Below are 25539 nucleotides of genomic sequence, written 5' to 3'. Positions count from 1 at the left end.
GCCCGACCCTAACTCAGATGAGCGTCGACCAATAATTCCAGAACCGGACCATGATCAGCAGGAACACGGCGGTGAACCAGAACGTCACCAGTGACCACCGCCAGCCGAAAAGCAACCGCGGCACGGCACCCGAGTCGGCGCGCGGACGCGCCAGGATCGACAGCACCACCACCAGCAACGTCACGGTGACCGCCCAGACCACCATGCAATAGGGGCACAGCGCCCCGATGCGGTACAGACTCTGGAAGATCAGCCAGTGCACCAGGCCCGTGCCGACCAGCAGCCCGGCCGCCAGTCCACTCCAATACCATTGCGGCAGCGATACTTTCGCGACGGCCAGTACCCCGGTAACCACTACGACGGTGAATCCCGCGATGCCCAGCAGCGGGTTGGGGAAACCCAGCAGCGAAGCCTGCGGTGTCACCATCACCGAACCGCACGACAGGATCGGGTTGATGTTGCAGGACGGCACGTACGAAGAATTGCGCAGCAGCTCGATCTTCTCGATCGTCAGCGTGACCGAGGCGATCAACCCGATCACACCGCCGATCAGCACCCACCACGCGCTGAGCACGGGCACGAAAAGCGCCGGCCCACCGGTTACCTCAGCTGGTGCGGCTGGTTCTTCGGACACGGTCCTCAGGATTTCGCCGCCGCGGCGACCTCGTCGATACCGGGAACGTTGCCGACGATTCCCTTGATCTTGTCGACCAGCGCCGCCGGCGTCGACCATTGGTACTCGGTGCCGTTGATCCTGACCGTCGGCGTTCCCTGAATGTTGTTGGCGGCCGCCAAACCGGTCACCTTGGAGATGTACTTGCCGCTGTTGATGCAGTCCGGCACCTTGCCCGACACGCCGGCCTGGCGGGCGATCTCGATCAACCGCGCGTTGTCGGGGAACTTCGTGCCCGTCTCGGACGGCTGGATGTCCTGGCTGTACAGCGCCTCATGGAACCGGCGGAACGCTTCGATGGACTCGTCGGCGACGCAGTAGCCGGCCGCGGCCGCCCGCGACGAATAGTTCTGGGTGTGCGCACTGTCCAGGATGGTGACCATGGTGTAGTCGGCGGCGATCGCGCCGATGTCAATCAGCTTGGAGACGGTGGGCCCGAAGCTGCGCTCGAAGTTGCCGCACGCCGGGCACAGGAAGTCTTCGAAAAACTGGATCTCGGCCTTGGGTTTGCCGTTGTCGGTGACCAGCTTGCTCGAGGTGACGACGACGGCGCCGTTGGCGTCGACCGGCCCGTTTTTGTGCTGCTTGGAGATGACGATGTAGGAGACCAGGGCCACCGCGAAGATCACCACGATCGCGGTGCCGGCGATCTGGATGAGGCGGCCGGATTTGCCGTCGGCGGACTTCAGGTCGAGTCGCGCGGGGCGCTTTGGTTTGTCGGCCACAGGTTCCTCACGTTCGTTGGCGGCACCCGCTGAGCGGGCGCTTCTAGAGTACCGACGCGGCTGCCGGCACAGGTCAGGACCGGCTCAGGTGTGCTCGCAGCGCCGAGATCAGTTCCGTCGTGGCCGCGGAACTGTCACCGCCGAGCTGGAACAGGTTGGCGAAGCCGTGCGTCAGCGAACCCAGGTAGCGCAGGTCCACCGGGGTTCCGGCGGCACGCAACGCGGCGGCGTAGTCCTGACCCTCGTCTCGCAGCGGGTCGAATCCGGCGACCGCGATCAACGCGGGCGCCAGCCCGGACAGCGACTCGGCCCGCGCCGGCGATACCCGCGGATCCGTCGGGTCGATGCCGGAGTTGCGCAGGTACTGCGCGGTGAACCAGTCGATGTCGCGTCTGGTCAGCAGGAAGCCGCGCGCGAACAGGCTCAGCGAGCGGGTCTGCGCGGTGAAATCGGTCCGCGGATAGATCAGCCACTGCAGCACCGGGGCAGGTTCGCCGTTGTCCCGGGCCAGCTGGCTGACCACGGCGGCCAGATTGCCGCCGGCGCTGTCCCCGCCCACCGCCACCCGCCCGGGGATGGCGCCGAGTTGTTCGGCGTGCTCCCAGGCCCACCGGAACGCGGCGTAGACGTCGTCGATCGCGGCCGGCGCCGCATGCTCCGGTGCCAGCCGATAGTCGACCGACAGGACGTGGATGCCCGCGTCGCGACAGGTCAGCCGGCACAGGCCGTCGTGGGTGTCCAGGTCGCCGAGGGCGAAGCCACCGCCGTGGTAGAAGACCAGCAGCGGGGTCGGCGCGTCCGACGGCGGGCGGTAGTGCCGCGCCGGGATAGCCCCGGCCGGACCGGGCAGCGTGATGTCTTCGACCTCGACGTGAATCTGCGGACCCGGCATGTCGGCCATGCTTTGGCGCATGAATGCCCGCGAGGCAGCGACGTCGTCGTCGACCACGAGGCCGTCGACGCCGACGGCCCGCAACCCGGTCAGCATCAGCTGCAGGGTCGGGTCCAGGGTGTTGCCGTCGATGATGACCGAGCGACCGCGGGTCAGCAGCCGCTTGGCACCGACCGGAATCCACGGGATGACCTTGACGCCCGCGGCGGTGACGGTGTGCTGCACCCGACCTATCCAGCCGTTCTGTTCGCCGGTAGCTCCCGGATGGAGGTCCGGCGCGCCTGGCAGACTCTTGGTCATCGGCCACTCCCTCGAAAATTGGCTTACCCGCCCTCGGGTCCCGTACCCCGCGACAACTGTACGGACACGTAGCGACGCATTGGTTAGGTGGCGTATTCAACTCGGTAGTATGTGGTGCCCGAGTCGGCCACCAGTGCAACGCCGTCTTGGTCTAGATCTGAAAAACCGTCAATTTTCATAGGTTCGAATTCAATAGGTAGGTGATGACGTTGACTGGCGAGTCGGGCGCCGCTTCGATCCCCTCGATAGCCCTCAATGACGAGAACACCATGCCGGTGCTCGGTCTTGGTACCGCGGAGCTGTCGGAGGACGAGACCGAACGCGCGGTGTCCGCGGCGCTGGAGGTGGGCTGCCGGCTCATCGACACCGCGGCCGCCTACGGCAACGAGGCTGCGGTGGGCCGCGCGATCGCGGCCTCGGGCATTCCGCGCGCCGAGTTGTTCGTCACCACCAAGCTGGCCACCGCCGAACAGGGTTTCCAGAGCTCGCAGGACGCCTGCCTGCGCAGCCTGGAACGGCTCGGCCTGGACTACGTCGACCTCTACCTGATTCACTGGCCGGCCGCATCGCTGGGCAAATATGTGGACTCCTTCGGCGGGCTCATCCAGTCCCGCGGCAACGAGCACGCCCGCTCGATCGGGGTCTCCAACTTCACCGCCGAGCATTTGTCGATGGTCATCGACCTGACGTTCGTCACGCCGGCCGTCAACCAGATCGAGCTGCACCCGCTGCTCAACCAGCAGGAGCTGCGCGGCTCGAATGCCGAGCACGAGGTGGTGACGCAGTCCTACACGCCGCTGGCCCTGGGCAAGCTGAACGACAACCCGACGGTCACCTCGATCGCGGCCGAGTACGGCAAGACACCGTCTCAGGTGTTGTTGCGGTGGAACGTGCAGCTGGGCAATTCGGTTGTTTTCCGGTCGGCCAAGCCCGAGCACATCGCCAGCAATCTGGACGTGTTCGGATTCGAACTGGCCACCGAGCACATGGACGCGTTGAACGGGCTGGACGACGGCACCCGGTTCCGTCCGGACCCGGACACCTACGCCGGAGCCTGATTTTTTTCCGCCGATCTGTCCTCGCCGACGGTGAACGGCGCGACGCCCCACCGGCGCGTCACGTCGTTGAATTCACTCACGGCCGGACGGTCGGCCGGACGGGGGCCGGCCGGCGGGGTCAGCCGGCGGGGCAGGTGGCCGCGGCCTGACGCAACACCACGCTGGACGGCAGATCCACCGGCAACCCGTAACCGCGCAGTACCGCGATGAACTGCATGCCGTACTGGCACGCAAACGCCGCATTGGGCGGCATCCACTGCGCCGGCGGCGAATCGCCCTTGTCCTGATTGGCCTGCCCCTGCACGGCCAGGAGGTTGGCCGGGTCGTTGGCGAAGCGCTTACGCTCGGCGGCCGGCCACGCGTAGGCGCCCATGTCCCAGGCGTAGGACAGCGGGACGATGTGGTCGATCTGCACCGCTTCGCCCACTTTGGCGCCGCGCTGGAAGGCGACGACGGTGTTGGTGTACGGGTCGTGCAGGGTCCCGGTGGCCACCGCGTCGGGGCACCGCTTGGTGAACACATGGGTGATGTCCACCAGGTCGCGGTTGAGGATGTCGTCGCGGGTGTCGCAGCCGTTGTGGCCCAGCGGGGCGTCGTTGTCGTCGTCCCACGCCGGGCCGTATGCGACCCGCAGGTAGTCGTACCGGCGAACCCGCAACGGCACCACTGCGATGCCGGCCAGCACGTCCTCGCCGGGCTGCACGGTCGGCACGTCGGCGCGCGCGGCGAATTCGTCGGCGTGCCGGGACGCGGCGGATCCCAGCGTCTGGTACGCGACCACCAGCGCCAGCGCGGCCACCGCCGCCAGCCACAGCAGCACCTTGCGCGTCATGACTTGTCCAGGTACTCGATCTGATCGGTGTCGGTGAAACGCGCTGCCAGCGAGACCAGTCCGGCGTCGGCGGGGTTCGCGGCGTAGGCGGCGACGCAGAAGTCGCGGGCGGCCACGATGTAGGCCTCGTGCTCGGCCAGCGACAGCAGGCGCAGCGTGATCGGGCGACCGGACTGGTTGCGGCCCAGCACGTCTCCTTCCTTGCGTTCTTTGAGATCCAGGTTGGCCAGCTTGAATCCGTCCAGCGTGCCGGCTACGTCGTTGAGTCGTTGCGCCGCAACCGATCCCGGCGAGGTCCAGCTGGCCAGCAGGCACAGGCCGGCGTCCTTGCCGCGGCCGATGCGGCCGCGCAGCTGGTGCAGCTGGCTGATGCCGAACCGGTCGGCGTCGAGCACCAACATGACGGTGGCGTTGGGTACGTCCACGCCCACCTCGATCACCGTGGTGCACACCAGCACGTCGAGGTCGCCGGCGCGGAAGGCGGTCATGACGGCCTCCTTCTCGTCTGCCGAGAGCCGACCGTGCATGAGGCCCAGCCGCAACCCCGCCAACTCTGCGCGCTGCAGCCGCGCGAACATGCCTACGGCGGTTGTCGTCTGCCGGCCACCGTCTTCGGCTTGGAAGGACTCGTCGTCCTCGTCGATGCGGGGCGCCACCACGTAGGCCTGGTGCCCCGCGGCGACCTCTTCCCGGATCCGCTGCCAGGCCCGGTCCAGCCAGGCCGGCTTGTCCTTGACCAGGATCACCCGGGTGGTGATCGGCTGCCGCCCCCGGGGCAGCTCCCGCAGCGTCGCGATCTCCAGGTCGCCGTACACGGTGAGCGCGACGGTGCGCGGTATCGGCGTCGCGGTCATCACCAGCAGATGCGGGGTGATACCGGCAGGGGCTTTGGCGCGCAACTGATCTCGCTGCTCGACACCGAAGCGGTGCTGTTCGTCGACCACCACCATGCCCAGCTTGTGGAACTCCACCGATTCCTGCAGCAGCGCGTGAGTGCCGATGACGATGCCGGCCTGCCCGCTCGCGATCTCGGCCCGCGCCTGCTTCTTCTGCGCCGCCGTCATGGACCCGGTGAGCAGCGACACCCGGGTGGCGTTTTCCGCACCACCCAGCTGACCGCCCATCGCCAACGGCCCCAGCATTGCGCTGGTCGACAGAAGATGTTGTGCGGCAAGAACTTCCGTGGGAGCCAGCAGCGCGCACTGGTAGCCGGCGTCGACCATCTGCAACATGGCCAGCAACGCCACGATGGTCTTGCCCGACCCGACCTCGCCCTGCAGCAGCCGGTTCAGCGGGCGGGTGGACGCCATCTCACCGGACAGCACGTCCAGCACCTCCCGCTGCCCCGCGGTCAGCTCGAAAGGCAACCGTGCCAGTAACTCCGCTGCCAGGCCGTCGGCGCGAGGTGGTGCCGGCGGGCCCGATTCGGACAGCTCGCCGTGCCGGCGGGCCACCAGCGCCCACTGCAGCCCGACGGCCTCGTCGAAGGTCAACCGCTGCCGGGCACGCTCGCGCAGGGACTTGTCCTCGGAGAGATGAATCGCGCGCAACGCTTCGTCCTCGGAGATAAGCCCATGCGCGGCAAGCAGATCCGCGGGCAGCGGATCTGGCACCGGATCCAGCACGGCCAGCGCCTGGCGCACACAGCGGAAGATGTCCCAGGTCTGCAGTTTCGTGCTGGCCGGATAGATCGGGTAGAAGCTCCGCTCGAACTCCTCCATCGCCAACTCGCCGCTGACGGCCTGCGATGCGTCGGCGATGTTGCGCAGCGATCTGGTGCCGTGGTTCTTGCCGTCCGGCGAGTCGAGGATGAGGAAGGCCGGATGGGTGAGCTGCATGACCCCGTTGAAGTAGCCAACCTCGCCGGACAGCATCACCCTGGTCTTGGGAGTGAGCTGGGTGCTGATCCAGCCTGCGTTGAAGAATGTGGCCGTCACCTTGTTGCGGCCGGTACCGACGGTGATGCGATGAAATTTCTGCGGCTTGCGCTTCTGTCTCGGGTCGTCATTCTTCGTCTTGTTGTTCTTCATCTCCTTGGTCACCGCGTCCGAGATGACGTCGACGATGGTGATGTGCTGGCCGGCCTCGGGGCGTTCGTCCGCGGCGCCCCGCACCTGGGCGCCCTCCACGTAGCTGCGCGGGTAGTGCCGCAGCAGGTCGCCGACGGTGCGGATGCCGAACACCTCGTCGAGCCGATCGGCGGATTTGCCGCCGATGGCGAGGTCGAGACGATCGTCGAGGCAGACCACTACTCCACCCCGATCAGCAGCACGTCGCCGCGGTGGCCGGTGCGGTAGACCACCAGCTCACTGCCGGGGTGGTGGTCGTGCATGTGCCGTTCCAGCACCTCCTCGATGACAGCGGCCTGCTGGTCGCCGAGACCGGTGCCGACCAGCACGGTGATCAGATCCCCGCCGGACGCCATCAGCAGATCGAGCAGGCCGATCGCCGCCGCGGCGACGTCGCCGGCCACGATCAGCACCTCGTCCCCGGCGATGCCCAGCCCGTCCCCTGCCTTGCAGGGCCCGGCCCAGGTCAGCGCGTTCTCGGTGGCCAGCCGGACCGATCCGTGCCGGGCCGCCCCGGCGGCACGGGCCATGGTGTAGCCGTCGTCGACGGCTTGGCGGCCGGGATCGTGCACGGCCAGCGCGGCCAGCCCCTGCACCATCGAACCCGTGGGCACCGGCACCACGTCTACACCCCAGCCGATCGCCGCGGTACATCCCGCCACCAGCTCCTCGGCCGCTACGTAGCCGTTGGGCAGCACGATGACCTGCGCGGCGCCGCTGTCGACGACGGCGCGCACCAGTTGGTGGGCGCTGATGCCCGCACCGGGATCCTCCGGGGCCGGCCGCAGCACGCAGGCGCCCTCTCCGGCGAACAACGCCTCGGCCCCGTCGCCGTCGACGACGGCAACCACCGCACGTTCGCGGGTCCAGCTGCCTGCGGGTAGGCCGGTGGCCCCCGAACTGAGCGCCGAGACGACGATCCGGCTCAACTGGCCGGCGGCGATGCCGGCCTGGATGGCGGCGCCGGCGTCGTCGGTGTGGACGTGCACGGAGTGACTGTCCGGCGGCGCGGCGGCGATGGCCACCGAGTCACCCAACTCCGCCAGCCTCTCCCGCAGGGTGTCCGCCGCGGCCTCGTCGGCACCGGTCAGCTGGTACATCACCTCGAACTGCGGCGCCCGGCGGCGGACCGCCCCACCGACGGCCGCCGATCGCGGTGCCGGCTCGTAGACCGGCCGGGCGGGCGCTGCGCCGGTGATCGTCGAACACAGCGAATCCAGCAGGACCAACAGGCCCCGCCCCCCGGCGTCCACCACGCCGGCGTCGGCCAGGACGTCGAGTTGCTCGGTGGTCTTCTCCAGCGCCACCACCGCGGCGTCGCAGGCAGCGACGACGGTGCGACCCAGGCTTTCGCCGTCGGCGGCACGCTGGGTGGCCGCACCGGCGGCCGCCCGCAGCACCGAGACGATGGTGCCCGGCACCTCGTCGCCGCCCATGGAGGTGACCACCAGTTCGACGCCGCGCCACAGTGCGGCCGCCAGGGTCTCCGCGTCGATCGCCGCCAGTGCGCCCCCGGCGGCCGCGTGCGCCGTCGCGTCGGCCAGACCGCGCAGGATCTGCGACAGGATCACCCCCGAGTTGCCGCGGGCGCCGTTGAGCGCGCCCGCCGACAACGCGGCCGCCACCCGGTCCACGTCCCGGCTGCCGCGGCTGGCTTCGGCATCGGCCTCGGCCAGCGCGGAACGCATGGTGAACAGCATGTTTGCACCGGTGTCGGAGTCGGCGACGGGGAACACGTTGAGCCGGTTGATCTCGTCGATGTGGGTGATCAGGTCGCTCACCACGGTGTGCGCCCAGTCCCGCAGGGCCGGGCCGTCCAGCCGGCGGTCCCGGTCCCGATCCCGGCCCAGATCCTCGTTGACCAACCCGACCCCACCTCCTCCGCCGTGCTCGACTGGGCTTGACGGTGCTCAAGCGCGCTTGACCGGGCGATTTCCGAGGCCCCGATGCGCGCTAGCGTAACCTCGGGCCCGCCGGCCCGTGAGCCAGCCGAAAGCCTATCCAGCCGGGCCGACAGCACTGGTCACCGTCGGTCGAGGTGGCGCCGGCCGTTTTGGATAATGCCTACTGAAGTCGGTATTGTGGGACGGCCTGGGTCAGCCCGGGCTACTTCCGGCTCAGGCCGGCCGACCCGACGGGCGTCGCCGGACCCCAGCAACAGACTTGAGGAGTTAGAACCATGGCCGCTGTGTGCGATATCTGCGGGAAAGGCCCCGGCTTCGGTAAGTCGGTGTCGCACTCCCACCGGCGCACCAGCCGCCGGTGGGACCCCAACGTCCAGACCGTGCACGCCGTGACCCGCCCCGGCGGCAACAAGCAGCGGCTCAACGTCTGCACCTCGTGCATCAAGGCTGGCAAGGTCACCCGCGGCTGATCGCTTCTCAGCCGAATCGGCCTACGATCACAAACGGGCCAGAAATATAGCCATCCAACGGCTCTGATTCAGCTGTCGCTGAATTCGTCACCGGCACCTTGCCGACCGACTTGTACCGGCTGTCCCAGCCGGATTTCACAATTCCCGCCACGACCTTCCCGTGCGTGTTAACATTCGGAACCGATATTCGCATTCACATTAGGAAGGGCCAGTCGCTGGTTGTCGGACCGCGCCGCAAGCCAGCCTGAATATCAGTTATACGAACGTTTTTGGCCTTTGCACCGACACGCGTGCGGACTGGCCACCATGTTTACCCGAGGGGAAGCCGCGAATGGTCGGGGAAGCCGGGGAAGCGAAGTCCCAATTCCGCCCACCGCAGCAAGCGCGCAGTCGGGCCGCGCTGCAACGGCTACTCGCCTCCGCCGAAGAGGTGCTGGTCAACGAGGGATTCGAAGAGTTCACGATCGCCCGCGTCGCCGAACACGCCGGAGTCTCCGTCGGCGGCGTCTACCGGCGCTTCGCCGGCAAGGAAGATCTGATCGAAGCGATCCGCCGAGACCTCGCCGAACGACTCGAGCTGGCGGTGGCCGAAGGCCTGGACACCGCGCCGCCGTCCCTGCAGGGTGTCGTCAACGCGTTCGCTGCCGCACTGAGCGAAACTCTCGAGGAAAGTGGCCGAGTCATTCCCGCGGTGCTCGCCGGTGGTCACCGGGTCGATCCGCCGGAGGACGGCCTGCGCACCGTCAACGCGCTGCGGCGACGGTTCCTCGACGCCGCCGCCGCCCACCGCGAACAGATCCGCCACCCCGATCCAGATACGGCGCTGGACATCGCGTTCCGCAGCGTCATCGCGGCCGGGGCGCACCGCGCTGCCGCATCACCGTGGTGGCCCGACGGCCTGACCTGGCGGCAGTGGGCCGACGAGATCGCCCGGATGTGTTTGGCCTATCTCACCGCTGAGCATGAAATTGATTGATCTACACAGTGATCGGGACCAATCGAAACGAGGGTTCGCATGGCGAGGAAGCTCAGCCGGTACTGGCTGATGTGGGTGGTGCTGGTATCGCTCGCGATCGGAGTGTTCGTGGTCTACCGGATGCGCGGGGTTTTCGGATCCGACAACGAGATCACCCGCCAGGGATCGGGGATAGCCAACGACGCGAAGCCGTTCAACCCCAAGCGAGTGACCTACGAAGTGTTCGGGCCGGCCGGCTCGGTCGCCACGATCAATTACCTTGACCTGTCGGCGAATCCGCAAAGCATCAAACAGGCGCCCCTCCCCTGGACGCTCACGCTCACCACCACAGCGCCGGCTACCAGCCCAATCCTGTTGGCGCAGGGTAACTCCGAGACCATCACCTGTCGGATCACCGTCGACGACAAGGTCAAAGACGAGAAGACCGCTGAGGGCGTGGACGCGTTCACCTTCTGCCAGGTGAAGTCGGCATGAACGCAACCGGCGCCCGACCGCTCATTCCCCGCTTCATCCACCCGTGCGCGATTCCGCTGCTGCTGGGATGGGTGGCGCTGACCGTGCTGCTCAATGTGGCGGTGCCCTCCCTGGAGGAGGTGGGCCAGGAACACTCGGTGTCACTGAGCCCGGACGACGCGCCCTCGATGGCAGCCATGAAACACATCGGACACGTCTTTGCCGAGTCCAACTCCGACGCGTCGGCGATGATCGTGCTCGAAGGCGACCAACCGCTCGGCGACGAGGCGCACCGCTTCTACGCCGACCTGGTCGGCAAGCTCAAGGCCGACAAAGCCCACATCGAGCACGTGCAGGATTTCTGGGGAGACCCACTGACCGCGGCCGGAGCCCAAAGCGGCGACGGCAAAGCCACTTACGTACAACTCAACCTGGTCGGAAACCAAGGCGAGGCACGGGCCAACGACTCCATCGCGGCCGTCCGCAATATCATCGCCAGCACACCACCGCCGGCCGGCGTACACATCTACGTCACCGGCGCAACCGCGCTGACCGCCGACCAGCACAAGGTCGGGGACAAGAGTCTGAAGCTCGTCACGGCGATCACCATGGTGGTCATCCTGCTCAGCCTGTTCATGGTTTATCGCTCCGTCCGCACCGTATTGCTCGTCCTGGCGATGGTGGTCCTGGAAGTCGCCGTCGCACGGGGTGCAGTGGCCGCCCTCGGGCACTACAACGTGATCGGGCTGTCGACGTTCTCGGTGAACCTGCTGACCATGCTGGGTATCGCGGCCGGGACCGACTACGCGATCTTCGTCCTGGGCCGCTACCACGAGGCGCGCGGCGCCGGCGAAGACCGCGAAACCGCTTTCTACACAATGTATCGCGGCACCGCCCACGTCATCCTCGGCTCGGGACTGACGATCGCCGGCGCGACGTTCTGCCTGCACTTCACCCGGCTGCCCTATTTCCAGACGTTGGGCGTTCCTCTGGCGATCGGCATCACGGTGGCGGTGCTCGCCTCCCTGACCATGGCACCGGCGGCACTGGTGGTCGGCAGTCGATTCGGGCTCTTCGAGCCCAAACGTGCTGCTCGGACACGTGGTTGGCGTCGGGTAGGCACTGCCGTGGTCCGCTGGCCGGGTCCGATCCTGGCGGCGACCCTGGCGCTGGCGCTGATCGGATTGATCGCGCTGCCCGGCTACAAGACCAGCTACAACGACCGCAAGTACATGCCCAGAAGCATCCAGGCGATGCAGGGGTTCGACGCCGCCGACCGGCACTTCTCCCAGGCCCGGATGAATCCGGAAATCATGATGGTCCAGACCGATCAGGATCTGCGCAATTCCGCCAACATGCTGATCGTCGAACACATTGCCCGCAACGTCTTTCACACTCCGGGTATCGCCCGCGTCCAAACCATCACTCGTCCGCTGGGCACCCCGATCGACCACACCTCCATCCCCTATCAGATCGGCATGCAGAGCGTGGGCCAGCAGTTGACGCGCGACTACATGCAGTCGCAGATGGATCAGATGGTGGTGATGGCCGATCAGATGGCCACCATGATCACCACCATGGAGACCATGCTCGGGATCATGAAAGAGATGACCGGCGTCATGCACACCATGGTCGGACAGATGAAAACCATGGTGGCCGAGATGAACGACCTGCGCGACAAGATCGCCGACTTCGACGATTTCTTCCGGCCGATCCGTAGCTATTTCTATTGGGAGAAACACTGTTTCGACATCCCGGTGTGCGCGACGATGCGGTCGGTCTTCGATGCTCTGGACGGCATCGACCAGCTCAGCGAACAGATCGGCGACCTGATGCCGCAGATGGAAAAGCTCGACGTCATCATGCCCGAGATGCTGAAACTGATGACGCCGATGGTCGGGATGATGAAGTCGATGCACACCATGATGCTGTCGATGCACTCCACGATGGCCGGGATGCAGGACCAGCAGGCGGCCGCCGCGGGCAAGGGCGGCAACGCGATGGGTCAGGCTTTCGACACGTCCAAGAACGACGACTCGTTCTATCTGCCGCCGGAAGTGTTCGACAATCCCGACTTCAAACGCGGCATGGACATGTTCATCTCACCGGACGGAAAAGCGGTGCGCTTCATCATCTCTCACCTCGGTGACCCGGCCACCCCCGAAGGGATCGCCCATATCGACGCGATACGCAACGCCGCGTTCGAAGCCATCAAGGGAACGCCGCTGGAAAACGCCCGCATCTACATCGCGGGCACCGCGGCCACCGCCAAGGATATGAAAGAGGGCTCCACCTACGACCTGCTGATCGCCGGAATCGGTGCGCTGATCCTGATCTTCATCGTCATGCTGATCCTGACTCGCGCCGTCATTGCCGCGGCGGTCATCGTCGGGACGGTCCTGCTGTCACTCGGCGCGTCGTTCGGGCTATCGGTACTCATCTGGCAGTACATCCTGAGATTCGACTTGCACTGGATGATCATGGCGATGGCCGTCATCATCCTGCTGGCGGTCGGATCCGATTACAACCTGCTGCTGGTGTCCCGATTCAAGGAAGAGATCCACGCCGGAATCAAGACCGGCATCATCCGGTCGATGGCCGGCACCGGCGCGGTCGTCACCTCGGCCGGACTGGTGTTCGCCTTCACCATGATCTCGATGGGTGCCAGCGCGCTGGTGATGCTCGCACAGTTCGGCACCACCGTCGGGATGGGCCTGCTGTTCGACACGCTGATCGTGCGGTCGTTCATGACACCGGCGATCGCCGCGCTGCTGGGCCGCTGGTTCTGGTGGCCGCAACGGGTGCGCACCCGGCCGTTGCGAACCACTACCGCACCTCACCAGACACCGGACCGGCAGACCCTATCGGTATAGCGGCGGATGGCGCCGCGACTACGTGGTGTTGAGCAATGACCGTGCGCGATGTCGCTCCGAATTGGATTGCAGTGAAACTGCTTTCACTGCACGTCCAACGATGCCCGGCCACCAGAACCAGCGGCCGAGCAGGGCCACGATGGACGGCACCACGAACGCTCGTACCACCAAGGTGTCGATCAGTAGTCCGACCGCAACGGTGGTACCGATTTGGGCGATCGACAGCACACTGCTGGACAACAGCGCCAGCATGGTGATCCCGAAGACGATGCCCGCCGTGGTGACCACCCCACCGGTGCCGCCGAACGCGCGGATGATGCCCGTCTTCAGACCGGCCGGCGCCTCGTGCTTGACGCGCAGCGCCAACAGCAGGTTGTAGTCGGCCCCGACGGCGATCAGCGCGATGAACGCGATGGGCGCGACGGCCCAGTGCAGTGGCTGATGCAACAGGTACTGCCAGATCAGCACGCTGGCGCCCAGCGCCGATGCGAATGAGGCGACGACGGTGCCCACCACCACCAGACCGGCCACCGGGCTGCGCAGCATGGTCGTGACGATCAGGAAGATCAGCGCCAGCGCCGCCGCGACCAGCAGCGCGGTGTCGCGGCCCACCGCGCGCTGCAGATCGGAGGTCACCGGTCCGACACCGGCCAGGTCGATCCCGGTCGGAGTCAGCGTGCCCTCCTTGGTGGCCTGCTGGACCGCCGCTCGCACCTGCTGCGCCCGCGCAGCTCCGGGGGCGCCCCATTCGCCGCCGTCGCCGTACACCAACAGGAAGGTGGCATGGCCGTCCGGGGAGACCAGCCTGTTCAGCACCTCGCGGTATCGCGGGTCGGACAGCGCCCGCTGCGGCAGGAAGAAGCCCGCCGCAGCACTGCCCTGGAACTGGGTGTCGATCTCGTTGAGGTAGTCGGTCAGCTGTCGCAGCTGCGGCCCGATCGAGTCGCGCAGGCTGAGCAATTCGCGGGTGGCCGAACGGGCTTGTCCCAGCGCGTCGTTCATCGCGGCAACGGATTGCGGCAGCCCGGCCAGCGCGTCGGCTGCGGTGGTCGAGCCGCGGGTCAGCTTCGCCGCGCCGTCGCCGATGCGGGTCGACGTCTGCAGCAGTCCGTCAATGGGTTCCAGTACCCGGTCGACGGTCGCGCACAACGGGTTCGCGGCGCAGTCCGGGGTTCGCGCGACGAAGTCACGCAGCGGGTCGAGGTATCCGGACACCGTGGTCACGGTGCGTTGCACGCCGTCCACACCGGCCCGCATATCCGTTGCGGCCGAGGACATGTCGGCCAGGCCCGCGCTGCCGCCGCGCAGGCCGCCGCCGATGCGGTTCACCGCAGCCTGCGTCTGTGCCAGCGCTTGGTCCAGTTCGGAGACGCGGTCCAGCCGCGCGGTCAGCGAGTCGACCGCCTCGCCGAAGCGGCGGCCCAGTTCGCCGGCCTGGAAACTCAGCGTCGCCTGCTCGGGTACCTTGCCGTCGGGCCGGGTCGCGGACTGCACCGCCCGCACGCCGGGGATCGCCATGATCTGGCGGCTGATCCGCTCGACGGCGATCAGCGCGGCCGGGTTGCGCAGGTCGCGGTCGGCCTGGATGGTGACGACGTCGGGCAGCAGCGCGTCGGACGGGAAGTGCCGGCCGGCCGAAGCGTACCCGCGGCCCGAATCGGTGTCCGAGGGCGTGGCCGCGGGCTCGTCCCAGCCCACCTCGATACCCGCCAGTGGCAGCGCCGCCAGCATGGTCAACGTGCCCGCGGTGACCAGCACCGGTCCCGGCCAACGGGCCACCGATGTCCCGACACGGCGCCAGCGTCGTGCCGTCGCCGACGGCCGGGGCTCGAGGTATCCCCGCCGGATCGCCAGACCCATCAGCGCCGGCGTCAGCGTCAGCGCCGCCAGCATAGTCACCAGAATGCCTATGGCACAAGGTATTCCGGCACTTCGCAACATTCCCACCTGTGCGAAGGCCAGGCAGGACAGTGCCGCCGAAACCGTCAGCGCCGACCCGATCACCACCGGCGCGACGGCGCGATACGCCTGCAGCAGCGCGCGGGTGGCCGGGACGCCGCGGCGGCGGCCTTCGTGATAGCGGCCGATCAGGAAGATCGCGTAGTCGGTGCCCGCACCGAGTGTCATCGCGGCCATCAGCGCTACCGAGAACAACGAAACCTCAACGCTGTCAGACGAACCCAGGGCCGCGACGATGAACCGGGCAACCGCCAGCCCCAGCCCCACCGAGATCAGCGGGATAGCCGCTGCGGTCGGCGAGCGGTACACCACCAGCAGCAGCACCAGGATCAGAACGACGGTGGCGGCGGTGATTCCGAGCATCTGCCGGTCGATGGCGGCGAACTCGTCGACGATGGTGGCGCCGGGGCCGGTGACGTGGACGGTCAGGCCCGCCGGTGGTGACAGGGCGGTGGCGGCGGTACGCACCGAGTTCACCGAGTCACGCGCCTGGGAGGTGCCCAGCATCCCGGCCAATCGCACCATCAGGGTCACCGCGTGACCATCCGAACTCTGTGCGCCGGCGGCGGTGGCCGGCTGCGACCACAGGTCGGTCACCGAATAGACATGCCGCGCATCGGCTTTGAGGCTCGACGTCAGCGCGTCGTAGAAGCCGTGATCTTTCGGCGTCAGGGCGCCGCCTCGTTCCAGCACGACGTAGACGAAGTTGTTACTGGGGGTTTCCCCGAACAGCTGCGCGGCGCGGGCGGCGGCGACAGAGCTCGGCGCCGCAGCGGGCATGAACGGCCGGGAGTGATTGTCGATCACGCGTTCCAGTTGTGGCACAAGCAGGTTACCGGCGGCGGCGGCGACCACCCAGATTCCCACGATCAGCACGGCGGCCGGGCCGGTGAGCCGGTGCAGCAGCCGGTCGAGGATGCCGGGGTCGACGCCGTCGTCAGGCAACGGTCAGCCGATCGACCATCGACCCCAGGAAGAGGTCGACCACGCGTTGCTCGCCGCCGGCCAGCGCGCGCAGCCGCAGCGAGCGGCGGCCCGCGGCGTCGAGCAGCGCACGCAGCCCCGGCCGCGCGGCGGCCAGGTCGGCCCTGGCCTGCTCGGCCGAAATACCCTCGTAGTCGGCCTGATCCAATTTCGCCGACAGCGCCGTCACCCAGCGTTGCCGCAGCGACAACAGCAGGCCCTCCTCATCGCCGAACAGCCGGGCGACCTCGGCTGCGCGGTCGGGTTGGGCAAGCTGTGCCAATGCCGCTTCGGGATCGCTGGCGGCGAGGCCGATCAGTTCGTTCATCAGAGCCATGCGCTGGTGCAGAAGTGTCCATGTCATGACTCAAACGCTAGGAACGCCAACGCCGCCGCGCGTCGTGCCCGAGAACGGTCTTCGTCTCCTACCGCGGTAGGAGACCGGCACCGACCCCGGCATGATGTGGCCGACGCCCACCGTCTTCTACGATGGGACGAATGTTGGATGCCGCGGCGGGCTACGTGCGGGAGCAAATCCACCGGCGCAGCGAGTTGCTGCCGGTGGGCGTCACGTGGTCGTCGATCATCGTCATCGACACCCTCGTGGTGTGCGGGGCCGTGCTGTCCATGCTGCAGCGGCCGGCCGCGGACCTGCCCGTCGAACTGGCCGCTTTCGCCATCATGATGACCCCGGCCATCGTGTTCTTCTTCTTCAATCTTAAGCTCAGCCCGCTCTCGACGTGGGCGGCATGGACGTCGACGACCGCGATCATGCTGTTCGCCACGTCGACTCCGATCCGCGGTGATTTCGCACCGGGGCTGCTGATGGTGACGGTCGGCGCGGTGGGCACACTGAGCGCCGCGGTGGGCGGCCTGCTGGCCGCGCTGTCCTCCGCGGCGCTGCTGCTCACCGCCGCCGCCCTGCACCGACTCGACAACATCGCGCTATACCTGGGCTTCATCGCCGGGGCCTGGTTGATCGGCTTCCTGATGTACACCCACCGGCGGCTGCTGGCGGAGGTGCTCGAGGCGCGCGACGCACTGGCCGAGCACGCCGCGGCCGACGAGCGGCGCCGCATCGCCCGCGAAGTGCACGACGTGATCGCCCACTCGTTGTCGGTCACCCTGCTGCATGTGACGGGCGCGCGGCGGGCGCTGCAGCACGACCGCGACCCTGCCGAACTCGACGATGCGGTCGAAGCGCTCGAGCAGGCCGAGCGACTGGGCCGGCAGGCGATGGCCGATATCCGCCGCACCGTCGGGCTGCTCGACAGCGGGCCCGGCGCCCGGGCGGCGTACACCGCGCCGGAGCCCGGGGTGGACGACATCGGGGGCCTGGTCGCCGATTTCGCGCGGGCCGGCTTGCAGGTGACGCTGCGCGTCGAGGGCTCCCCCGACCACGTGTCGCCCGCGGTGGGTCTGGCGTTGTATCGAATCGCGCAGGAATCGCTGGCCAACATCGCCAAGCATGCTGCCGATTCCGAATCACTCGTCGCGCTGGATTTTTCGGATCACTCAGTACGGTTGACGGTGGACAGCCGGCTGCCGGTCAAGCTTGCGGCCCGGCGGACCGATGAGGGGCCGGCCGAAGGGCGGGGACTGCGCGGCATGCGCCAGCGCGTCGAATTGCTGGGCGGCGCAATCGATGTCGGCCCGACCGAGCGCGGCTGGTCGGTCAACGCCGAGATCCCGCTCGACGAGGGCAGCACCGGTTGGCGGCCGCGCTGGTGTCGGCTCTCATGATCGAAGAACCCCCCGAGATCGGGGTGCTGCTCGTCGACGATCAGGATCTGGTGCGCTCCGGACTGCGCCGAATCCTGCGCCGCAAGGACGGTTTCGTGATTGTCGCCGAATGCGCCGACGGCGACGAGGTGCCCGACGCGGTGGCCCGGTACCGGCCCGACGTGGTGGTGATGGATCTGCGGATGCGCCGCGTCGACGGGATAGCGGCGACCCGGCGACTCGGCGGTACCCCGCCGGTGCTGGCGTTGACCACGTTCAACGAGGACGACCTGCTCTCCGGGGCGCTGCGCGCCGGTGCGGCCGGTTTCGTGCTCAAGGACTCCTCGGCCGAGGAGTTGATCCGCGCGGTGCGCGCCGTCGCGCGCGGCGACAGCTACCTGGATCCCGCGGTGACTTCCCGCGTGCTCAGCACCTACCGCAAGGCCGCAACCGGGCCGGTCGGCGGCGACATCAGCGAACTCACCGCACGCGAGCTCGACGTGCTGACCCTGATCGGAAAAGGGTTGTCCAATAACGAGATCGCCGACCAACTCTGCATCTCCGGCGTCACTGTGAAAAGTCACATCGGGCGGATCTTCGGCAAGCTCGACCTGCGTGACCGCGCCGCTGCGATCGTCTACGCCTACGACCACGGGCTCGTCTCCCCGCGCTGACGTCCTGGCGGCTCGGCCGGGTTGTCGGACCTCACTGCTTTGCTGGGGTCATGTCTTCGAGCGCATCGCCTGCCGTGGCGGTAACTCCTGCTGAGCGCCTGGATGGGTTGTTTGAGGAGTTGGCGGAGTTGACCGGTCAGCGTAATGCGATCGATGGTCGGATCGTGGCGATTGTCGCCGAGATCGAGCGCGACGAACTGTGGGGGTCCACCGGCGCACGGTCGGTCTCGGCGTTGGTGGCCTGGCGCACGGGGATGTCACCGGCCAACGCACACACCCTGGCGGCGGTCGCGCACCGCCTCGAGGAATTCCCGCAGTGTGCCGCCGGGCTGCGCGACGGTCGGCTCTCGCTGGATCAGGTCGGGGTGATCGCCGAACGCGCCGCCGAGGGCTCCGATGAGCACTACGCCGAGCTGGCCGCCGTGGCCACGGTCACCCAGCTGCGCACCGCGATCAAACTCGAACCCCGCCCCGAACCCGAGCCCCGCCCGGGTCCGCAGCGCGCGATCTCCAAGACCTCCGACGAGCAAACGGCCACCTGGCGCATCACCCTGCCCCATGCTGAAGCCGCCATCGTCGATACCGCCCTGCAGGCGCACCTGGATGCGCTGGTAAGCGACTGGAAACGCGACCACGCCGACCGGGATGCGGGGCAGGCGCCACCGCTGCCGGACACCCTGGAGGCGTTCTTGAGTCTGGTGAAGGCCGACTGGGACACCGAAGCCACTGGGCGCCCGCACGCCCAGCACACCACCGTGATCGTGCACCTCGACCTCGACAAACCCGCCGCCGCCCTGCACCTGGGGCCACTCCTGTCGGCGGCCGAACGCCAATACCTGACCTGCGATGCCACCTGGGAAGCCTGGTTTCAGCGCGACGGACAGCTCATCGGCACCGGGCGGGAGACCCGCCAGATCAGCCGGCGGCTGCGCCGCGCCCTGGAACACCGCGACCGCTGCTGCGTGGTGCCCGGCTGCGGCGCCACCCGCGGCCTGCACGCCCACCACCTGCAGCACTGGGAGGACGGCGGGCCCACCGAGCTGCACAAGCTCAAATGTCGCTAAACTACCCTCATGGCGAAACCGAGAACTCCCGGTCAACGCGTCGGGGTGCGGTCGGCGGCGATCTACGCCCGGATCTCCGCCGATGTGGAGGGCACCGGGCTGGGAGTGGCACGTCAGTTGGAGGACTGCCGCAAGCTCGCCGCTGATCGGGGCTGGCAGGTCGGCGATGAGTACGTCGACAACGATGTATCGGCCTACTCGGGCAAGCCGCGTCGCGAGTACGCCCGGATGTTGGATGACCTGAAATCCGGTGCGCGTGATGCGGTGATCGTCTACAACCTCGACCGTCTGCATCGTCGCCCGGTCGAGTTGGAAGACTTCGTCACCCTGTGTGAAGTGGCGGGCGTGCGCGATGTCGCCACCGTGACCGCCGACATCGATCTCGGCAACGATGACGGGTTGTTCATGGCCCGGATTTTCGCCGCGTTCGCCGCCAAAGAATCCGGCCGCAAATCCGCGCGTATCCGCCGCAAAATGCTGCAGAACGCCGAACAAGGATTGCCGCACGGCCCAGCGCGGCCGTTCGGCTACGAACCCGACAAAATCACCCTCCGCCCCGACGAAGCGAAAGTCGTTCGGGAGATGGTGGACCGCTACCTGGCCGGGGCATCGATCCGATCGTTGACGATTTGGCTCAACGACACCGGGATCGCCCCGCCCGCGTCCACGTCGTGGCAGACCACCACCGTCCGCCACATCCTGGCCTCAGGACGGATTGCCGGGTTGCGCGAGCATCACGGGGAGGTGATCGGTCCCGCGGCGTGGCCGGCGATCATCACCCCCGCCGAGCGGGACCGCATCCTCGCCCGGATGACTGCCCGCTCAGTGACCAAGACCCGCGCCCCACGCACCTACCTACTGTCTGGGATGCTGCGCTGCGGACGCTGCGGGAACCGCTTGTTTTCCCAAGCCCGCCACAACAATCCAACCAACCGAGTCCGCCGCTACGTCTGCCTCAAAGGCCCCGACCACGGCGGCTGCGGCCGACTCACCGTGGTCGCGCAACCAGTCGAAGAACTGTTGACTGACGCGGTACTGACCCGACTGGACTCCCCGCAGCTCGCCGACGCCCTGAACGGGAAAGCCAGAGTCGACGCTGATGTCGCCGCGCTCGCTGCGCAGCTAGAAGCCGACCAGGCCCGCCTCGACGAGCTCGCCGCACTCTATGCCGAGGGCGCGGTGACCGCACGGGAATGGATCGCTGCCCGCGACCCCATCACCAACCGCATCACCCAAACCCGCCGCGACATCGCAAAAGCCACCGACACCAGCTCAATAGTGGACCTCGTGGGCACCGGCAACGCGCTACGCGGCCAATGGGACGGCCTCGACATCGACCGCCAACAAGCCATCATCAAATCAGTACTCGACCACGCCGTCATCGCACCCGGCACCCCCGGCTCCCGCGGCCTCGACATCAACCGCGTCCAGCCAGTTTGGCGTGTGTAGATCGCGCTTCTGTCGCGCAGGCACGACTGTCGCAAACTGTTCCAGATTGGACCCGTGTGACAATCCGGCTGGTGTCCGACTTGCTATTTCGTCGTTCATGCCAGGCGTCCTGGTCAACGGCGACAGGCGCTGCCGACTTAGCATCGGATCACAGAGGGCGCACTGTGCAGATCAGTCCTGGCGACCGGTGCGCCATGATCAGCCATGAGTGACACCTGACCGGCAGTGTGAAACCGGGTCACCTGAACAGCTCAGCGCCGGATCTCACGGGCAGGCGCATATCTGTGGCGAGTAGGGCATCGATCAGAGCGATAGTCTGGTTTTGGTCTCGGTCGAAGATCTCGGTGTGAGCTTGCGCGACCAGCCGCATCGTATCGATGAACGGTATGTGGCGCAGTTTCGCTTGTTCCACTGCCGCGCGTTCATCGAGAACTGCAACCAGTCCACGATGTTTGGCACAGGCGATGACGGCGCACTCGCCCATGTGCTCACCAGTGCCGCCCCCAAGCACCACTTTGACGTGCAGTGCTGTCCATTGTTCGTCGTCATTCATGAATATCCGCTCTGCCCACGCTGCCGAATCCACAGAAGGCACACCAGGATGGAGGTTTCTTGCCTTGTCGATCTCCACTTCGACCTCGCGCGGCACCAGCACGATGCCCTGAGGAGCCAAGCGCTCAAGGACACCGCTGTGACCGGCGCGGCAGAAATGGGTGAATGTGCTGGTGTCCATCACCCATTGCGCGGCGGGGTCAGTCCCCACCGACCGCGAACAGCGTTCGTAGGCTGGCGAGAGATTCCGTTTCCCGCTCTGGAAGATCGTCGCGGGTCATCGTTGCGCGAAGCAGTTCGATTGTCCTGGCGGCGGTCAATCGACCGGATGTGTAGCCCTCTACACATGCGGCGGCGAACCCTGGTGAAAGATAAGGGCATTTCGGTTCGTCGTCCCAGGATAGTTCCAGCCGAACGTAATCCCCGTGGCGGGGTTCATGGTCCAGTAGAGACTGAAACACCTCATATGAAATGAGGTCCAGGTTCTTTAACTGACCGACCGCCGCCTTCCAGCTCAGCCGAAACTGTGCTCCGACAGCGAGTGCACGGTCACGGGTGCTCCATTCGCTGTGTTCGTTCCAGACCTTTACCACTCCTGCACGAGGAGCGAGGAAGTGGATGGCGAATGACATGATCATCTTCTCGTGATCATCACCTGGTGACCCGTCATAGGCGTCGCCACACAGCCAGTGCCCGAGTTCATGCGCGAGGGTCATACGCCGTCGACCAGAGCGAACGTGCCCGTTGACAACGGCAACCGCCACGCCGTGGCTGACCTCAACGCACCCACCGTCAGGTCCGTTCTCGCCCAGCGACGCCGCATAGGTGTACAGCCCCAATCGTTCGCACACGTGCGCGAGGTGGTGTACGGGCTCATTGCCGATATCGAGCTGGTCTCGGACGTGCCTCGCCAATTGCTCGGCATCCTGGTGAGTGTGCGGGGTACGTGCCTCCTGGTCCCGCTTGACGGGATGAAGCAGGCCCATGTCGAGCAGCGTCCGCGTATCGCTGGCGAACAACTCGATCTCGTCGTCGAGGGCCCGCGAGGTCTCATCGGGTCGGGCGCTGTCTGACCGGCGGCTGACCACTGCTGGCAGCGGCTCGTTGACGAAGAAGGCGAGCGGACGCCTCAGCGCCTCTGCGATGGCGACCATCTCGGTCATGGCGAGTTTGCGTTCGCCCTTCTCGGCACGAACCAGCGCCGTGCGCTCCATGTCGACCAGCTCAGCGAGTTTGCTCTGAGGGATGCCCGCGTCTTCTCGCGCTCGGGCAACACGGTGTCCAAGCGTTACGTGGTCCATGTGTGCGATTTTCACACATGAAGGTCGGAGTGTCGATACCGGGCCCTCTACCTGCGGAATTACGCGGCTGTAGTTCCCAGCCCAACGACACCACTGCCGCAGAACCATGGGAGATGGTCACGGTCTCCGGAGCCGGCGAGATCGGACTCACGCAGCGGTCCAGTCCGCCTTGGGACCGTACTTGAGTAGGTCGTAGATGCACACCGCCTTCGTGAACTGTGAGGTCATTTTGCCGTCCTCGTCGGTGTATTCATTCTCACATTCGATTAGGAAGTTCTTGAGCACCCGAGGCTCTATTGCGGTGTGCGCGAACGCCCCGAAGTGTGCCAGCACCTCATCGGTCGTGCAGTACTGGATCATCCCCTTGAGCGACTTATGTGTCTGCGCAAGAGTTTTCGCCTTGCGCATAATGCTGGTGCTGGGCCGCAGGTTGCTGGTGTCCTGAATGCGTTTCAGCAACTTTGGTGAGATGTCCTGGTCGTCCTTGATGTGCCCGCTGGTGTCGAGATACCCCGCCGCCCTCAGATACTTGTACATCGGGAAATTGCCGGCACGACTCATCATCTCGGGCAGCGTCATCTTCACCACGAAGTCAGAATCGAATTCCGCTGTCTCGTGCAGCACGTCGTGGCAGAGATCCTGGCGGGCGACCATCTTGTATCCACGCTTCTGAACCGCGGCAATAACTCCCACTCCGACGACGAACTCTGCATCGTCGTCAACAACTGCGTCGAGGTCGGTCACGTGCAGGAGCCTGTCCTGAGCCTCACTGTCGAGTACGAGCTTGTACAGTTTCTCCTTGATCTGGCGCAGGGTCCGCCTCGGAATCTTCTGATCGAGAGCGGCTAGGACATCGAAGATCGCCTGGAAGTCGGGCACGGTGATCGCGCGAACGGGCACGTTGTGGGCATTGGCACCAATAACCGTCGGCACCATCGAATGCTGGCTACCTTCCTGCCAGTTCACGAACAGCAACCGATCCTGCAACCGCGACATGTGCTCGTCGGTGAGACAACTGGCAAGACTTCCAAGGATCGACTGGACGTTGCTGTCGGTCATGCTGTAGCCGATGAAGATCACCGGATGCTCGGCGAAGAACGTCAGGAGCTTCGCCGCGAGGTAGGCGTTGCGGTCGCGAAACACTGCGTAGTCGGACTCTGTGATGACTAAACTGTTCGGGTCGTCCAGACTGCCGTGGATCTTGTAAATCTCGGCGATTCCAGTCGGATCGGAGAAGACAAGCTCATCCTGCCCGACGAACACACGATAGTCGGGGAAGACCGTCTCAAGGAACGGGTCGTAGTTCGTCGTGATGATCGCGTCGACCTTGGCGTTACTCAGTGCATCGACCTCTGACCTCAGCGCTCTGGGAATCGAACTCTTTAAACCTATGTCCTTCAGAACCTCGGCGACATAGATCTTGAGCGCGCTGTCGGGTCGAATCAGCTTGTCGGAGTGCTTATTCCGCAGCGGCTTCTCCTTGGCAGTCCACAGCCTGTCCTTGAGCGGCTCCACGAGTAGCTCGGCAATCTTCGGCAGGTCTTCGCTGGCGGTCGACCTGTAGTAACTGAACTCACGGTCGGTCATGCCTGCCAGCATTTCCAGCAGTGACTGCCAGTCCGGCATGTTGAGATATCGCCGCGAAACCCCCGACCCAGCGAACAGGATCGGCGCAGCGGCGAAGCGCGCGAGATGCGCAGCAAGGTCGCTGCGGAACTTGTCATCGAACCCTGCCACTGATCACCTTCCGATTGACGGCAACGTCAACCGGCAGAGTATCGCGGCCGTTGCTGTTAACTGGGCTAAATAGGTGTAAGCGATCAGAGTCCGCATGGCTCCGCCCCCCGGTCTTGACGGCAGGGGGCGACTCGACCCAAGCGGAATTAGGCGCTGGTTGCCATGTGATGCTGTGCAAGATGGCTGCGCGCGTGCTTCTCGACGAACAGCGGAACGAAATCTCGAATCGGACTCGCATCAAACCGAGCGTGAGCCTTACGGACCGCAGCATCAACATCCGCCAACGTGACCCCGGGAAACTCCTGGATCAGTCTGCGCTCAACCTCGGCCAACACCGTCTGCTCGGCAATCTCGATCATCGGCCACCAGGATCCATGTCCAGTCCGATCGCCGTCAACCAACAGAACTATGAACCTCAGACGGCCGGCGAAGGTAGTCCGCTGGCACACCAGGTCACCGCAGAAGTGACACGATAATCCTCATGACCGATCCGAATGTCGCTCAGGCCGCGCTGCTGATCACCGCCATCAACGAGCAGCTTCGCGACATGACACGGAGGCTGGCGGTCGCCGAGCGTGAAGGGGCCTGCGGGCACCACCCGGCACGGGCACAAGAGATGCGCTCGGTCACCGCCGAGCTTCGCCGCGACATCGACCGGGCCCAGTTCCTCATCACGCGGCTACGCCACCGCTTCCCCGAAGTCGACGTCTACGCGCCGACTACGGCGGCGGACGGGACGGAAGGTGAGGTGCCGATCACCGAAGCCGCTCGCAGTGACAATGCCCGGAATCGGGCACCAAACAGCTCGACGAGCAGCGACGTGCGCCGAGTCATCGCAGGCTGAACCGCAGCACTTACTGCCCTCAATAGTGCGGCCGGCAGGTCGTCTCCCA

The 25539-nt window shown here is 66.3% G+C and carries 21 protein-coding genes and 1 pseudogene; 10 read left to right on the top strand and 12 right to left on the bottom strand.

All coding sequences use genetic code 11. The annotated features are described in order from the left end of the window. Window positions 1–13: 13 nt before the first annotated feature. The 3 genes from MKCMC460_RS10525 to MKCMC460_RS10515 form a co-directional block, all read right to left on the bottom strand. The gene (locus MKCMC460_RS10525; RefSeq protein ID WP_236976628.1) at window positions 14–634 is read right to left on the bottom strand and encodes a vitamin K epoxide reductase family protein; all 621 of its coding nucleotides are present in this window, start codon (window positions 632–634) and stop codon (window positions 14–16) included. A 5-nt stretch (window positions 635–639) separates the two neighbouring features. Further along, window positions 640–1398, bottom strand: a complete 759-nt coding sequence (locus MKCMC460_RS10520) for a DsbA family protein (protein WP_236976629.1) — start codon at window positions 1396–1398, stop codon at window positions 640–642. A gap of 73 nt (window positions 1399–1471) precedes the next feature. Continuing rightward, window positions 1472–2590: an alpha/beta hydrolase gene (locus tag MKCMC460_RS10515; RefSeq protein ID WP_238305669.1), complete on the bottom strand. Its 1119-nt coding sequence runs from the start codon at window positions 2588–2590 to the stop codon at window positions 1472–1474. Between the two features lie 209 nt (window positions 2591–2799). On the opposite strand from MKCMC460_RS10515, the gene MKCMC460_RS10510 reads away from it, so the two are divergent. Beyond that, window positions 2800–3648, top strand: a complete 849-nt coding sequence (locus MKCMC460_RS10510) for an aldo/keto reductase (protein WP_236984269.1) — start codon at window positions 2800–2802, stop codon at window positions 3646–3648. A 118-nt stretch (window positions 3649–3766) separates the two neighbouring features. On the opposite strand, the gene MKCMC460_RS10505 is transcribed toward MKCMC460_RS10510, so the two are convergent. Genes MKCMC460_RS10505 through MKCMC460_RS10495 form a run of 3 tightly spaced genes read right to left on the bottom strand, consistent with a single transcriptional unit; the run spans window position 3767 to window position 8369 of the window. Further along, a complete protein-coding gene (locus tag MKCMC460_RS10505) occupies window positions 3767–4480 on the bottom strand; it encodes an HNH endonuclease family protein (RefSeq protein WP_236976630.1) in 714 nt (237 codons plus the stop codon). Next, complete coding sequence (gene recG / locus MKCMC460_RS10500; protein ID WP_236976631.1) at window positions 4477–6729, bottom strand: ATP-dependent DNA helicase RecG; 2253 nt, start codon at window positions 6727–6729, stop codon at window positions 4477–4479. Before recG ends, MKCMC460_RS10505 begins: the two co-directional genes overlap by 4 nt. Beyond that, window positions 6729–8369, bottom strand: a complete 1641-nt coding sequence (locus MKCMC460_RS10495) for a DAK2 domain-containing protein (protein ID WP_236984271.1) — start codon at window positions 8367–8369, stop codon at window positions 6729–6731. The genes recG and MKCMC460_RS10495 overlap by 1 nt, the downstream gene beginning before the upstream one ends. 359 nt (window positions 8370–8728) lie before the next feature. On the opposite strand from MKCMC460_RS10495, the gene rpmB reads away from it, so the two are divergent. The 4 genes from rpmB to MKCMC460_RS10475 all read left to right on the top strand — a co-directional run bounded on the left by rpmB (window position 8729) and on the right by MKCMC460_RS10475 (window position 13225). Beyond that, on the top strand, window positions 8729–8923 hold the full coding sequence (gene rpmB / locus MKCMC460_RS10490) for a 50S ribosomal protein L28 (protein ID WP_236976632.1): 195 nt from the start codon (window positions 8729–8731) through the stop codon (window positions 8921–8923). A 331-nt stretch (window positions 8924–9254) separates the two neighbouring features. Then, on the top strand, window positions 9255–9899 hold the full coding sequence (locus tag MKCMC460_RS10485; RefSeq protein ID WP_236976633.1) for a TetR/AcrR family transcriptional regulator: 645 nt from the start codon (window positions 9255–9257) through the stop codon (window positions 9897–9899). A 39-nt stretch (window positions 9900–9938) separates the two neighbouring features. Then, on the top strand, window positions 9939–10373 hold the full coding sequence (locus tag MKCMC460_RS10480) for an MmpS family transport accessory protein (protein WP_236976635.1): 435 nt from the start codon (window positions 9939–9941) through the stop codon (window positions 10371–10373). Next, complete coding sequence (locus tag MKCMC460_RS10475) at window positions 10370–13225, top strand: RND family transporter (RefSeq protein ID WP_236976637.1); 2856 nt, start codon at window positions 10370–10372, stop codon at window positions 13223–13225. The genes MKCMC460_RS10480 and MKCMC460_RS10475 overlap by 4 nt, the downstream gene beginning before the upstream one ends. Window positions 13226–13243: 18 nt before the next feature. On the opposite strand, the gene MKCMC460_RS10470 is transcribed toward MKCMC460_RS10475, so the two are convergent. Both MKCMC460_RS10470 and MKCMC460_RS10465 read right to left on the bottom strand, forming a co-directional pair. Continuing rightward, the gene (locus MKCMC460_RS10470) at window positions 13244–16102 is read right to left on the bottom strand and encodes an RND family transporter (protein ID WP_309297867.1); all 2859 of its coding nucleotides are present in this window, start codon (window positions 16100–16102) and stop codon (window positions 13244–13246) included. A gap of 19 nt (window positions 16103–16121) precedes the next feature. After that, window positions 16122–16511, bottom strand: coding sequence for a hypothetical protein (locus tag MKCMC460_RS10465; protein ID WP_236976639.1), 390 nt, complete (start codon window positions 16509–16511; stop codon window positions 16122–16124). A 134-nt stretch (window positions 16512–16645) separates the two neighbouring features. Between MKCMC460_RS10465 and MKCMC460_RS10460 the strand changes: the two genes are divergently transcribed. From MKCMC460_RS10460 to MKCMC460_RS10445, 4 genes and pseudogenes are all read left to right on the top strand, one after another. After that, the gene (locus MKCMC460_RS10460; RefSeq protein ID WP_236976641.1) at window positions 16646–17890 is read left to right on the top strand and encodes a sensor histidine kinase; all 1245 of its coding nucleotides are present in this window, start codon (window positions 16646–16648) and stop codon (window positions 17888–17890) included. Beyond that, on the top strand, window positions 17887–18543 hold the full coding sequence (locus MKCMC460_RS10455; RefSeq protein ID WP_238305665.1) for a response regulator transcription factor: 657 nt from the start codon (window positions 17887–17889) through the stop codon (window positions 18541–18543). The genes MKCMC460_RS10460 and MKCMC460_RS10455 overlap by 4 nt, the downstream gene beginning before the upstream one ends. A gap of 50 nt (window positions 18544–18593) precedes the next feature. Further along, window positions 18594–19595, top strand: a pseudogene (locus MKCMC460_RS10450) (DUF222 domain-containing protein); the annotation flags it as partial. Window positions 19596–19616: 21 nt separating this feature from the next. After that, complete coding sequence (locus tag MKCMC460_RS10445) at window positions 19617–21056, top strand: recombinase family protein (protein ID WP_023870415.1); 1440 nt, start codon at window positions 19617–19619, stop codon at window positions 21054–21056. Window positions 21057–21294: 238 nt separating this feature from the next. On the opposite strand, the gene MKCMC460_RS10440 is transcribed toward MKCMC460_RS10445, so the two are convergent. The 4 genes from MKCMC460_RS10440 to MKCMC460_RS10425 all read right to left on the bottom strand — a co-directional run bounded on the left by MKCMC460_RS10440 (window position 21295) and on the right by MKCMC460_RS10425 (window position 24996). Then, window positions 21295–21789 (bottom strand): hypothetical protein, encoded by a 495-nt coding sequence (locus tag MKCMC460_RS10440; protein WP_023870416.1) that lies wholly within the window; start codon window positions 21787–21789, stop codon window positions 21295–21297. A gap of 19 nt (window positions 21790–21808) precedes the next feature. After that, complete coding sequence (locus tag MKCMC460_RS10435; RefSeq protein ID WP_023870417.1) at window positions 21809–22909, bottom strand: helix-turn-helix domain-containing protein; 1101 nt, start codon at window positions 22907–22909, stop codon at window positions 21809–21811. A gap of 147 nt (window positions 22910–23056) precedes the next feature. Next, window positions 23057–24646, bottom strand: coding sequence for an SIR2 family protein (locus MKCMC460_RS10430; RefSeq protein WP_023870418.1), 1590 nt, complete (start codon window positions 24644–24646; stop codon window positions 23057–23059). A 146-nt stretch (window positions 24647–24792) separates the two neighbouring features. Further along, the gene (locus MKCMC460_RS10425; RefSeq protein ID WP_078336429.1) at window positions 24793–24996 is read right to left on the bottom strand and encodes a three-helix bundle dimerization domain-containing protein; all 204 of its coding nucleotides are present in this window, start codon (window positions 24994–24996) and stop codon (window positions 24793–24795) included. A gap of 131 nt (window positions 24997–25127) precedes the next feature. Here MKCMC460_RS10425 and MKCMC460_RS10420 point away from each other — a divergent pair, with 131 nt between their 5' ends. Continuing rightward, a complete protein-coding gene (locus tag MKCMC460_RS10420) occupies window positions 25128–25490 on the top strand; it encodes a hypothetical protein (RefSeq protein ID WP_023870420.1) in 363 nt (120 codons plus the stop codon). Window positions 25491–25539 lie beyond the last annotated feature (49 nt).

The sequence above is a fragment of the Mycobacterium sp. 20KCMC460 genome (genome assembly GCF_022179425.1).
In the GTDB taxonomy this organism is placed as follows: Bacteria; Actinomycetota; Actinomycetes; order Mycobacteriales; family Mycobacteriaceae; genus Mycobacterium; species Mycobacterium kiyosense.
Note: the sequence above shows the minus strand (reverse complement) of the source record. Positions and strands in the feature narration are given on the sequence as shown.